Source organism: Micromonospora sp. WMMC241, from assembly GCF_027460165.1.
GTDB classification, from domain to species: domain Bacteria; phylum Actinomycetota; class Actinomycetes; order Mycobacteriales; family Micromonosporaceae; genus Micromonospora; species Micromonospora humi.
In genome coordinates this window covers 540,549-552,199 of the sequence record NZ_JAPZBF010000001.1, presented here as the reverse complement: position 1 = coordinate 552,199, position 11,651 = coordinate 540,549, and the positions used below count along the sequence as shown (strand labels likewise).

General features: G+C 74.6%; 10 protein-coding genes and 1 pseudogene. 4 read left to right on the top strand and 7 right to left on the bottom strand.

What is annotated here, in order from left to right; genetic code table 11:
- Positions 1 to 44: 44 nt before the first annotated feature.
- A complete protein-coding gene (locus tag O7598_RS02690) occupies positions 45 to 467 on the bottom strand; it encodes an ester cyclase (protein ID WP_269689873.1) in 423 nt (140 codons plus the stop codon).
- Between the two features lie 93 nt (positions 468 to 560).
- Between O7598_RS02690 and O7598_RS02685 the strand changes: the two genes are divergently transcribed.
- Positions 561 to 1,607: a glutathione S-transferase family protein gene (locus tag O7598_RS02685; RefSeq protein WP_442929788.1), complete on the top strand. Its 1,047-nt coding sequence runs from the start codon at positions 561 to 563 to the stop codon at positions 1,605 to 1,607.
- A gap of 192 nt (positions 1,608 to 1,799) precedes the next feature.
- Here the strand turns inward: O7598_RS02685 and O7598_RS02680 are convergent, their stop codons facing one another.
- Together O7598_RS02680 and O7598_RS02675 are read right to left on the bottom strand one after the other, a co-directional pair.
- Positions 1,800 to 2,762, bottom strand: a complete 963-nt coding sequence (locus O7598_RS02680) for a complex I subunit 1/NuoH family protein (protein WP_269689871.1) — start codon at positions 2,760 to 2,762, stop codon at positions 1,800 to 1,802.
- A 467-nt stretch (positions 2,763 to 3,229) separates the two neighbouring features.
- A pseudogene (locus tag O7598_RS02675) lies at positions 3,230 to 3,808 on the bottom strand (NADH-quinone oxidoreductase subunit C); the annotation flags it as partial.
- A gap of 103 nt (positions 3,809 to 3,911) precedes the next feature.
- Here O7598_RS02675 and O7598_RS02670 point away from each other — a divergent pair.
- Entirely contained in the window at positions 3,912 to 4,958 is a 1,047-nt protein-coding gene (locus O7598_RS02670; RefSeq protein ID WP_269689870.1) for a glucose 1-dehydrogenase, read from the top strand.
- 13 nt (positions 4,959 to 4,971) lie between these two features.
- On the opposite strand, the gene O7598_RS02665 is transcribed toward O7598_RS02670, so the two are convergent.
- Together O7598_RS02665 and O7598_RS02660 are read right to left on the bottom strand one after the other, a co-directional pair.
- Complete coding sequence (locus tag O7598_RS02665; RefSeq protein WP_269689869.1) at positions 4,972 to 6,288, bottom strand: DUF2252 domain-containing protein; 1,317 nt, start codon at positions 6,286 to 6,288, stop codon at positions 4,972 to 4,974.
- 36 nt (positions 6,289 to 6,324) lie between these two features.
- Positions 6,325 to 6,885, bottom strand: coding sequence for an NADH-quinone oxidoreductase subunit B (locus O7598_RS02660; protein ID WP_269689868.1), 561 nt, complete (start codon positions 6,883 to 6,885; stop codon positions 6,325 to 6,327).
- 135 nt (positions 6,886 to 7,020) lie between these two features.
- Between O7598_RS02660 and O7598_RS02655 the strand changes: the two genes are divergently transcribed.
- The gene (locus tag O7598_RS02655; protein WP_269689867.1) at positions 7,021 to 7,581 is read left to right on the top strand and encodes a SigE family RNA polymerase sigma factor; all 561 of its coding nucleotides are present in this window, start codon (positions 7,021 to 7,023) and stop codon (positions 7,579 to 7,581) included.
- Positions 7,574 to 8,788 carry a hypothetical protein gene (locus O7598_RS02650; protein WP_269689866.1) on the top strand — a complete coding sequence of 405 codons (1,215 nt, stop codon included), beginning with the start codon at positions 7,574 to 7,576 and terminating at the stop codon, positions 8,786 to 8,788. The genes O7598_RS02655 and O7598_RS02650 overlap by 8 nt, the downstream gene beginning before the upstream one ends.
- A gap of 14 nt (positions 8,789 to 8,802) precedes the next feature.
- Here the strand turns inward: O7598_RS02650 and O7598_RS02645 are convergent, their stop codons facing one another.
- Entirely contained in the window at positions 8,803 to 10,281 is a 1,479-nt protein-coding gene (locus tag O7598_RS02645; protein ID WP_269689865.1) for a pyridoxal phosphate-dependent decarboxylase family protein, read from the bottom strand.
- Entirely contained in the window at positions 10,278 to 11,642 is a 1,365-nt protein-coding gene (locus O7598_RS02640; protein WP_332367360.1) for an MFS transporter, read from the bottom strand. The genes O7598_RS02645 and O7598_RS02640 overlap by 4 nt, the downstream gene beginning before the upstream one ends.
- Positions 11,643 to 11,651 lie beyond the last annotated feature (9 nt).

The following is an 11,651-nucleotide window of genomic DNA, read 5'->3' as shown; positions in this document are numbered from 1 at the left end:
ACCACCACCCGACTCTTGGCGGCGCTGTCGTGAGCGCGGGGAGATCACGCCTCGCCGGGTGTGAACGGGGGCAGCATCTGCACACCGAGCTGCTGGAGCACCTGGAACAGCTCGTTGACGCTCCACACGTCCACGATCCGGCCCGCCTCGTCGAAGCGCAGGAACGACGCCCCGGAATAGCTGACCACCCGCCCGGTCGGCGGCACCGGCCCGAACTGCCCGGCCTGGGTGCCGGCGGCCCGCCAGCGCACCGCCACCCGCCCGCCGCCGGCCACCACCTCGACGATCTTGTAGCGCAGGTCGGGGAACGACGCCCGCCGGTCCCGGTGCCAGGCCAGCACCGCCTCCGGCCCGACGCCGCCCAGCCCGGGGCACTCCGGGGCCACCAGCTCGTAAGCGCTCTCCTCGCGGCCGGCGTTCCACACGTCGGCGACGAAGCGTCGGGCCGCCGCCTCCACATCGGTCACGCCCGGCAGCCTATGCCGTCCTCTGCGCCGCTCGCCCTGCCGGGACCGGCCGGAGCGACCATGATGGGAACGGAACCAACTCGGGAGGTGGGCGTGGGCGGCAGCGACGACGAGGTCCTGGACCGGACCGGCGGCAAGTACGTGGAACCCGGTGGCGAGTTCACCCGGGACCAGCGCTACATCGCCACCCGGATCACCGCGGACGCGCGGGACGGCTGGCCGGTGGAGCCGGGCCGCTACCGGCTGGCGGTCAGCCGGGCCTGCCCCTGGGCGAACCGGCTGATCATCGTACGCCGGCTGCTCGGGCTGGAGGGCGCCATCTCGCAGGCGGTGGCCGGGCCCACCCACGACAAGCGGAGCTGGACGTTCGACCTGGACCCGGGCGGCAAGGACCCGGTGCTGGGCATCGAGCGACTGGCCGACGCCTACTTCGCCCGCTTCCCCGGCTACGAGCGGGGCATCACCGTGCCGGCGCTGGTCGACGTGCCCACCGGCCAGGTGGTCACCAACGACTACGCGCAGATGAGCCTGGACCTGTCGGCCGAGTGGACCGCGCACCACCGGCCGGGCGCGCCGGACCTCTACCCGGAGCGGCTGCGCGGCGAGATCGACGAGGTCAACGCGGTGGTCTTCGCCGACGTCAACAACGGTGTCTACCGGTGCGGCTTCGCCGGCAGCCAGGAGGCGTACGACAAGGCGTACCACCGGCTCTTCGACCGGCTGGACTGGCTGAGCGAACGGCTGGCCGGGCAGCGTTACCTGGTCGGCGACACGATCACCGAGGCGGACGTGCGGCTGTTCACCACGCTCGTCCGCTTCGACCCGGTCTACCACGGGCACTTCAAGTGCAATCGGCAGAAGCTCAGCGAGATGCCGGTGCTCTGGGCGTATGCCCGGGACCTGTTCCAGACGCCGGGCTTCGGCGACACGATCGACTTCGACCACATCAAGCGGCACTACTACGAGGTCCACCGGGACATCAACCCGACCGGCATCGTGCCGCTCGGCCCCGACCTGTCGAACTGGCTCACCCCGCACAACCGGGAGGAGTTGGGCGGCCGCCCCTTCGGCGACGGCACTCCGCCCCCGCCCCCCGCCCTCGACGAGCGGGTCGACCCCGCCCATACCCCGCTGCCCTGACGCACCCCACTCGTCGGTTGGGTCGCGACGCCGCTGCTCGGGCGTGTCGCGCCCGGGGGAATAGAAGTGCTCAGAGCGGTATACCTGAGAGGCATAAAAATGCCTCTCAGGTATACCGCTCAAGGGCGACTGTTTCTTCGCTGGGGTCACGCACGGTGACCGGCGGCGCGGTGCGGTGCGGCCGAGCCGGACCTAGAGGGCGAGGCGGACCGCGACGGTGAGGACCAGCTGGGCCAGGGCCAGGGGGACCAGGACCAGCCAGCAGAGGCGCTGGAGCTGGTCCTCGCGCAACCGGGGATAGCTCACCCGGAGCCAGATGATCACGAATGCCACGGCGAAGACCTTGAGCAGCGTCCACAGCCAGCCGAGCTGGGCGTCGGCGAACGGCCCCTGCCAGCCACCCAGGAAGAGCACAGTGGTCAGCGCCGCGATCACCACGATGCCGACGTACTCGGCGAGCAGGAAGAACGCGAAGCGCAGGCCGGTGTACTCGGTCATGTAGCCGAAGACCAGCTCGGAGTCGGCGATCGGCATGTCGAACGGTGGGCGGCGGATCTCGGCCAGCCCGGCCACGAAGAAGATCACCATGGCCGGCGCCTGCCAGAGCAGCCACCAGGGCCGCCACGCCTCGACGATGCCGCTCAGGCTGAGCGTGCCCGCCGCCATCGCCACCGAGGCGGCGGCCAGCACGAGTGGCAGCTCGTAGCCGAGCAGCTGGGCCGCGCCGCGCAGCCCGCCGAGCAGGCTGTACTTGTTGGCCGACGCCCAGGCGGACATGAGCACCGCCAGCACCCCGACGCCCACCACGGCGAGCACGAAGAACAAGCCGATGTCCAGCGGCTGGGCGACCAGGTCACCCGGCCCGAGCGGGATGACCAGCAGCACCAGCAGATAGGGCACCAACGCCACCGCCGGGGCCAGCCGGAACACCTGCCGGTCCGCGTCGCGCGGGGTGACGTCCTCCTTCTGCACGAACTTGACGCCGTCGGCCACGAGCTGCGCCCAGCCGTGGAAGCCGCCCGCGTACATCGGGCCCAGCCGGCCCTGCATGTGGGCCATCACCTTGTGCTCGGCCTGGCCCACGATCAGCGGCAGGGTGAGGAACGCGACCAGCACGCCGGCCACCCGCAGGACCAGCTCCAACCAGTCCGGCATCAGTCCTCCCCCGCCTCGGGCGCGGCACCGGGCTCCGGCCGGGCCGGGTCCGCGGGCCGGTCGCCCGCCGGCTCCGGCCGGGCCGGGTCCGCGGCCCGGTCGCCTGCCGACTCCTGCCGCACCGGGTCGGCCGCCGGCTCCTGCCGCGCGGGGCCGGTCGGCCGCTCCCCGGGCACCGGACGCCCGAGCGGGCCGGGTTCCGCCGGCGGCGGGGCGGGCTCCCGGCGGGCCGGACCGGTCGGCCGGGACGCGCCCGGGACCGGACGATCATCGGGACCCGGACGCGCCGGGCGCTCGCCGGACGCCGGACGCGCGGGGCGTTCACCCGGACCCGGACGCGCCGGGCGCTCGCCGGACGCCGGACGCGCGGGGCGTTCACCCGGACCCGGACGCGCCGGGCGCTCGCGGGCCGGGCGGGCCGGCGTACCCCCGCGCGGGCCCTCGCCGACGCCGACCGCGCCGGCCGGCGTGGGCGTCGTCCCCCACTCCCCCGGCGCGGGCACGCCCGGCGGACGGATCGGCCGGCGCCCGCCGCCCGCCTCCGACTCGCCCGGCTCCTTCGCGCCCGGCCACGGCTTCGCCACCCGGGACGCCAGCACGAACTCCTTGCGCAGCGGATGGCCCTCGAACTCCGGCGGCAGCAGCAGCGGTCGCAGCTCGCCGTGGCCGGCGAAGTCGATGCCGAACATCTCGTGCGTCTCCCGCTCGTGCCACGCGGCGCCCGGGAAGACGTCGACCACGGACGCGACGACAGGCGCGCCCCGGGGCACCCGGGTGCGCAGCAGCAACCCGTGCCGGTGCCGGACCGACCAGAGGTGCGCGACCACGTCGAAGCCGTCGGCCAGCTCGTCCACCGCCGACAGCCAGTCGAGGAAGTCGCACCCCAACTCGGCGTCGTCGCGTGCCGCGCGCACCGCGTCCGCCCAGCTCGCCGGCGGTACGTCGACGGTGGCGCGGGCGTGCCCCTGACCGCCGGAGACCGACGCGGTGGCCTCCACGGGCGCGAGCAGCTCGACCACCCGCCGGCCGACCTCTTCCGGAGTCATGCGCTGATCCTATGGCCGACGGCTTCCGCCCGGGTCGGGCCGTCCGGGCCCGGATCGTCGCTTTGCCGGGCGGGTGGGCGGCCGGCGGGGAAAGATGAGGCTCGTGCGCGCTGTGACTGTGACCCCCGGTGTCCCCGACTCGCTACGCCTCACCGAGGACTGGCCCGAGCCGGCGCCCGAGGAGGGCGCGATCCTGGTCGAGGCGCTCGCGGTGGGCGTGTGCGGCACCGACCAGGAGATCATCTCCGGGGAGTACGGCGAGGCGCCGCCGGGCCAGGAGCGGCTGGTGCTCGGCCACGAGTCACTGGGCCGGGTGCTGGAGGACCCGACCGGCACGTTGCACCCCGGCGACCTGGTGGCCGGCGTGGTCCGCCGCCCCGATCCGGTGCCCTGCGCCAACTGCGCGGTGGACGAGTGGGACATGTGCCGCAACGGGCAGTACACCGAGCACGGCATCAAGGGGTTGAACGGCTTCGCCCGGGACCGTTGGCGGCTGCAACCCAAGTTCGCCGTCGGCCTGGACCCGGCGCTCGCGTCGGTGGGCATGCTGCTGGAGCCGACAAGCGTGGTGGCGAAGGCCTGGGACCACATCGAGCGGATCGGCCGCCGGGCCGAGTGGAAGCCGAAGACCGCGCTGATCACCGGTGCCGGGCCGATCGGCCTGCTGGCCGCGCTGCTGGCCAGCCAGCGCGAGCTGTCCGTGCACGTGCTGGACCGCAACACCACCGGCCCGAAGCCGGACCTGGTCCGCGCGCTCGGCGCGACCTACCACACCTCGACCGTGGCCGACCTGGACCTCGAACCGGACGTGGTGGTCGAGTGCACCGGCGCGCCACCGGTGGTGCTGGACGCGATGTGCAAGGCCGCCCCGAACGGCATCGTCTGCCTCACCGGCGTGTCCAGCGGCGGCCGGAGCATCGACTTCGACGCGGGCGCGCTCAACCGGGAGCTGGTGCTGGAGAACAACGTGGTGTTCGGCTCGGTCAACGCCGGCCGGCGGCACTGGGAACTGGCCGGCGAGGCGCTCGCCCGGGCCGACCAGGCGTGGCTGAACGCGCTGATCACCCGCCGGGTGCCGGTCTCCGCCTACCGGGAGGCGTACACGTCGACCGGCGACGACATCAAGGTGGTCCTGGACTTCGCGCAGTGAGCCGGGCGCCGGCTCAGATGCCGGGCAGCCGGCCGTTGCGGAACAGGTCCACGAAGAGCTGGTGGTCCTCCCGGGCCCGGATCCCGTACCGGTGGGCGAAGTCCACCAGGTAGCCGGTGAAGCCCTCGGCGTCGGCGTCCACGGCCGCGACGATCGACTCCTCGGTCGAGTAGTCGACCAGGTCGTGGCTGGACTCGTCGTCGGCCACCGAGTGCATCCGGGCCACCGCCCGGCCCAGGTCGGTGAGCACCCCGGCCAGCTCCTCGGGCTCGTTCACGTCCGCCCAGTCCAGGTCCGCCGCGTACGGGGAGACCTCGGCGACGAGCTGGCCGACGCCGTCCAGCTCGGTGAAGCCCAGCCACGGGTCGGCGTGCGCCTGCAACGCCCGCTGCGACTCGGCGGTGCGGTGCCCCTGGTGCCGGAAGTACGACCGGACCCGCTCGTCGTCGATGTGCCGCGCCACCGCCGGCACCTGCGCCTGCTTCATGTAGATGACGACGTCGTTCTCCAGCGCCTCGGTGTGCCCCTCCAGCAGGAGGTTGTAGGACGGCAGCCCGGCCGAGCCGATGCCGACGCCCTTGCGCAGCACCACGTCCTTGATGCCGGCGGCCACCGGGCGGTGCCGGGTGGTCGACTCGGGCAGCGTGTCGAGGTAGTCGGCGAACGCGGCGCAGACCTGCTCGCGGGTCGCCGCGTCGATCTCGTGCACGCCGTCGCCGAGGGAGAACCGGCGCTCGTAGTTGTCGACAGTGGTCTGCGCGGCGAGCAGGTCCACCCGGGTGCTCAGCCGCGCCTGCTGGAGCACCCGGCGCAGCACGCCGTCGGCGTTCTCCAGCGTGATCGAGCCGATCGCGTCGTCCCCACCGGCCGCGATCGCCCGCAGCTCGGCCAGGTAGGAGCGCGCGAAGCCGGTCACCAGGTCGCCGATCACCAGGTCGGAGAGCGCCTTGGCGTAGCCGAGCAGGGCGACGCTGGCGGCGAGGCGCTTCAGGTCCCAGGTGAACGGACCGACGTACGCCTCGTCGAAGTCGTTGACGTTGAACACCAGCCGGCCGGAGGCGTTCATGTAGGTGCCGAAGTTCTCGGCGTGCAGGTCGCCGTGGATCCACACCCGGCTGGTCCGGTCGTCGAGGTACCTGTCGCTGGTGAATTCGCCGCGCTGGTCGGCGTAGAAGAGCGAGGCGCTGCCCCGGTAGAACGCGAACGGTGAGGCGGCCATCTTGCGGAACTTCCGGCGGAACGCCGCCGGGTCGATCGCCATGGACGCGCCGAACTCCTCGGTCAGCACGTCGACGATGAAGGCGGAACGCTTCTCCGGGGAGTCGGTCATGGTCCGCAGGCTAGCGCCGCCCCGCCACCGGCGGGATCAGTCGGCCGGCGGACGCACCGGCGGCGCGGTCAGCGCCTCCACCGGCCGGGGGACCACGTCCGCCGGGGAGGCGAGCGGGTCCGGCCGGGAAACCCCACCCGGGCCGGACTGCTCGGCGGCGATCTTCTCCTGGAGGCGGAGGATGCCGTGCAGCAGCGCCTCCGGGCGCGGCGGGCAGCCGGGCACGTAGACGTCGACCGGGATGAGCTGGTCGACGCCCTTGGTCACCGAGTAGGAGTCCCAGTACGGGCCGCCGCAGTTGGAGCAGGCGCCGAACGAGATCACGTACTTCGGTTCGGGCATCTGGTCGTAGAGCCGCTTGACCGCCGGGGCCATCTTGTCGGTGACCGTGCCGCTGACCACCATGAGGTCGGCCTGCCGGGGGCCGTGGGCGAACGGGATCACACCGAGCCGCATGAAGTCGTGCCGGCCCATGCTGGTGGCGATGAACTCGATGGCGCAGCAGGCCAGGCCGAAGTTGAACACCCAGAGCGAGTAGCGGCGGCCCCAGTTGAGCACGAACCGGATCGGCTCGCCGAGCACGGCCGGCAACTGCACCTCGGGCCTCCCCTGCGCTGTCTGTGAACCGACAGTCAACCACAGCGTCCGGGAGCGCATCCGGCGCAACCGACGGCGGCGTCAGCACGTGTGACGGAGGGGACCGCGTTGGCGGCGCCGTACGGGGAGGAACGGATGACGGTGACGAGGGAGGCGCGGCGCGGCGAGCCGCCACCCGACGAGACGACGGACGGCCCGGACCGACGTCAGGCGGTCGACTTCGACGGGCTCTACCACGCGCACTTCCGGTCGCTGACCGTGCAGCTCGCCGCGTACTGCGGCGACCTGTCCCAGGCGCAGGACCTGGTGCAGGAGGCGTTCTGCCGGGCGTTCGCCCGCTGGTCGCGGGTCTCCCGCTACGACGACCCGGTGGCCTGGGTCCGCCGGGTCGCCTGGAACCTGGCCACCAGCCGCTGGCGGCGGCTGCGGACGGCGGAGTCCTGGCTGCACCGGCAGCGCGAGGAGCACGTGCCGGGTCCCGGGCCGGACCGGGTGGCGCTGACCGCCGCGCTCGCCCAGTTGCCGCCCACGCAGCGCCGTGCCGTGGTGCTGCACCACCTGGCCGACCTCAGCGTCGGCCAGATCGCGGAGCAGGAGGGCGTGCCGGAGGGCACTGTCAAGTCCTGGCTGCACCGGGGGCGGGCCGCGCTGGCGGCCCAGCTCACCACCACGAACGAGGTGACCGATCATGCCTGAGCCCCGGGAGACGCGCCTGAGCGGCGCGTTCGAGGCGTACCGCACGCTGACGCTCGACGCGGTCGTGCCGGCCGGGCCGGACGCGGTGCGGCGCACGGTGCGACGTCGGCAGCGACGCCGGGTGGCCACCGTGGCCGTCGTGGTCGCGGTGGCGGTCGCCGCGCCGGTGGCCGCCTGGGCCGCGCTGGGCCGCCAGAGCACGCCGGCTCCGGTGACGTCACCGGCACCGACCACGTCACCCGCCCCGACCGGGTCGCCGAGCGCCGGCCCGTCGGCCCCACCGAGCGCGCCGACCGGCCGCATCGAACGGGCGGAACTGCTCGCGGCCACCATCGACCTGCCGTCCTGGTCGGCCGGCGCCGGGTGCCGGACCCGGGGCGTGCGGCTCGTGGACCGGGCCGGCGGCGGCGACGTGGTGCTCTCGAACGCGGCGTACGCCTACGGCGACGTCGACGGCGACGGGGTGCCGGAACCGGTGGCGGTGCTGCGCTGCCTGCGGGGCGCCGGCCCGTACCCGGAGCAGGTGGTGGCGTTCGACCGGGACGCGGCCGGCGCGCCGGTGGCGCTCGGTCGGGTCTTCCGCTCCGACCCGAGGCGGCCGGAGTGGTTGGTCGCGTTCGACGCGCGACCGGACGGCGCGGTCCGGGTGGAGGTCACCGACCGGGCCCCGACCGACGACACGGAGCCGGACGCGTCGCACCGGCAGACCCGGACCTACCGCTGGACGGACGGCGGGTTCACCCAGACCGGCGGGCCGACCGCCTTCCCGGTCGAGCCGTCGCCGCCGGCGTCCACGTCGCCGTCCGGCCCGACGCCGGTGTCGCCGTTGTTCACCGTCACCACCACCCCGGTCGTCTACGGCCCGCCGGACGCCGACGGATGGCGACGCGGCACCACGACCGTCACGTACACCAACCTCGGCCCCACCCGGCTGACCGACGTCCGGGTCACCCTGCCGGACCCCGGCGAGGACATCCACGAGCACACCCTCCTCGACGGCTGCCCCACGGCGGCTCAACGGCCCGGCGTCTTCCACTGCTATCCCGGCCCGCTCGACCCGGGCGAACAGGCCACCGTGGGTCTGCACTTCATGCGCCGGACCACCGGGGCGGACCACAAACTCGCCGTCTCGGTGGAACGGGGTGGCGACGCCGCAGCGGTGCCCGGCACCACCACGAGGGCCAGCATCCCGGTGACGTTCCAGTGACCGGTGGGGCGCCGTCACCAGGCCGGGCGCTGGAGCAGCCCGACGAACTCGGCGAGCAGCCGCTCCCGCACCGCCGCCGGGGCGGCGTCGAGCAGCGTGTTGACCACCGCCATCCGGTCCGGCACGCCGGTGCCGCCGCCCAGGCCGAGCCCTTCGGCCAGCCCGGCCACCAGCTCCGGCGTGAGCGCCTCCGGGGCGAGACCGCCGGCCAGCGCCACCAGCTCCGGCGGCAGCACCACCGGGCCGGCGGCCCGGGCCGCGGCCACCGCGTCGGCCAGCGCCGGGGCGAACTCGGCCACCCGGGGCGTCACCGCGGCGGTCACCGTGAGGTGCACGCTTGCCGGCAGGTCGGCGTACCGGAGCTGGGGCTGGGTGTGCCAGCCACGTGCGGTCAGCTCGTCGACAAGCACGAACAGGTCCAGCTCCGGGTCGTCGGCGGTGAAGCAGACCACCGTCGACTCGGGTTCGGCCATCAGCCGCAGGCCGTCCGTCGCCCGCACCGCGGCGGCGAGCCCGGCGACCGCGTCCCGGGTCGACGCGGCCAGCCGCAGGTAGCCGTCCTCGCCGAGGTGGCGCAGGGTGGCGTAGGCGGCGGCGATCGGGCCGCCGGAGCGGGTCGAGGCGATCACCGGGTTCACCATCGTGTAGCCGGGCCAGTCCGCGTACGCGAAGTACTGCGGGGCGCGCAACGCCGGATCGCGGTGCAGCAGCACCGACACGCCCTTCGGGGCGTACGCGTACTTGTGCAGGTCGACCGAGATCGAGGTGACAGCGGGTACGGCGAAGTCGAACGGCGGCACCGGCGCACCGAGGCGGCGCAGCCAGGGCAGCGCCCAGCCGCCGAAGCAGGCGTCCACGTGGCAGCGCACCCCGGCGTCCGCCGCGACGGCGGCGATCCCGGCGACCGGGTCGACGACGCCGTGCGCGTAGGACGGGGCGGACGCCACCACCAGCACGGTCTCCGGCCGGATCGCGGCGGCCACCGCGTCCACCGACGGGCGCAGCGCCACCGGGTCGACCGGCACCGGGTCCAGCGTCACCCGCAGGTAGTGGGCGGCCTTGGCGAACGCGGCGTGCCCGCTGGCCGGCACCACGATCCGGGGCTCGGCGAGGTCGGGCCGGGCGTCCCGGGCCGCCTTCACCGCGAGCAGCAGCGACTCGGTGCCGCCGCCGGTGACGCTGCCGACGACGTCCGGCGCGCTCGTGCCGGGGCCGCCGCCGAGCAGCCGGGCGGCTGCGCCGACCAGCGCGTTCTCCATCGCCAGCAGCGACGGGAAGGCGGTCGGGTCGAGGCCGTTGACGTGCGCGCTCTCCGCGTACGCGGCGTGGGCCAGCTCGTCCAGCCCGGCCACGCCGGGGTCGTAGACGTAGGCGAAGAGCCGGCCACCGTGCGTCGGCCGGTCGGCGGCCCGCAGCGCCCGGATCTCGTCGAGCACCCGCGCGGCGGGCAGCCCCTCGGCGGGCAGCGCGCCCGCCCCGGCCGGGTCGGTCATCGGGCGTTCCTCTCGTGACGGGCGGCCGCTGTGACAGTGGTGGCCGGGTGAGCCGAGGTGAGCGAATAGCCGCGCAGCAGCACCACCGGGGCGGCCACCAGCAGGGCCGGCAGGACGGTGAAGCCGAGCAGCACGCCGAGCCGGGCGGCGGCCGGCTGGGCGGCGGCGGAACCGGTCGACGAGGAGACGTAGCCGGAGAGCTGGAGCACCAGGCCGTAGATGCCCGGGCCCAGGGCCAGGCCGAACGTCTCCCCGGCGGTCCACAGCCCGGTGAACACGCCGGCCTGCCGGCGGCCGGTGCGCGCGGTGTCGTGGGCGATGCAGTCGGGCAGCATGGACAGCGCGAAGACCTGCTGGCCGGCGTATCCGACGCCGATCAGCGCGACTACCGCGTACACCGCGGCGGCCGGCAGCGCGGGCGCGGCGACCAGGGCGAGCGCGCCGGCCGCGAAGAGCAGCGACGCGGCGACCAGCGAGGTGCGCTTGCCCAGCCGGGCGCCGGCCCGGCTCCACAGCGGCATGACCAGCAGGGCCGGCGCGACGAAGCAGGCGAACAGCAGCGTGGGGCCGCTGTCCGGCGCGCGCAGCACCTGGTCGGCGAAGTACTTCACGCCGGCCAGCACGGTGGCCACCCCGGCGGACTGGATCACGAAGCAGACCAGCAGCACCCGGAACGGCCGGTTGCGGCCGGCGACTGCGAGCTGGGCCCGTAGGCTCGGCTCGCTCTCGGTCACCGTCCCGGCCGGCGCCGTCCGGGTGCCGAGGAACACGCCGAGCGTGCCGAGCACGATCAGCGCCGCGACGAACAGGCCCATCCACCGGTGGCCGGGCACGCCGTCGCCGCCGGCCGCCACGACCGCCGGGGCCACCGCGCCGGAGACCAGGATGGCCAGCGCCAGCACCGCGATCCGCCAGGTCATCATCCGGGTACGCTCCGCCGGGTCGGCGGTCAGCTCGGCCGGCATCGCCACGTAGGGCACCTGGAAGAACGCGAACGCGGTGGCGGTGGCCAGGAACGCCAGCGCCACGTACGCGGCGGCGGCCGGACCGCGCGCGAACGGCGCGGCGAAGATCGAGGCGAACAGCGCCGCCAACGCCAGCCCGCCGCCGAGCAGCCAGGGCCGGCGGGCGCCCCACCGGGAGCGGGTCCGGTCGGAGATCCGCCCGGCGACCGGGTTGACCAGCACGTCCCACGCCTTCGGCAGGAGCACCAGCAGCGCGGCCAGCCCGGCCGCGACGCCCAGCGTGTCGGTGAGGTAGGGCAGCAGGAGCAGCCCGGGCACGGTCCCGAACGCGCCGGTGACCAGGGAGCCCGACGCGTACCCGAGGTGCACCCGGCGGGGCAGGCCCGAAGCAGTCATGGAGCCGAA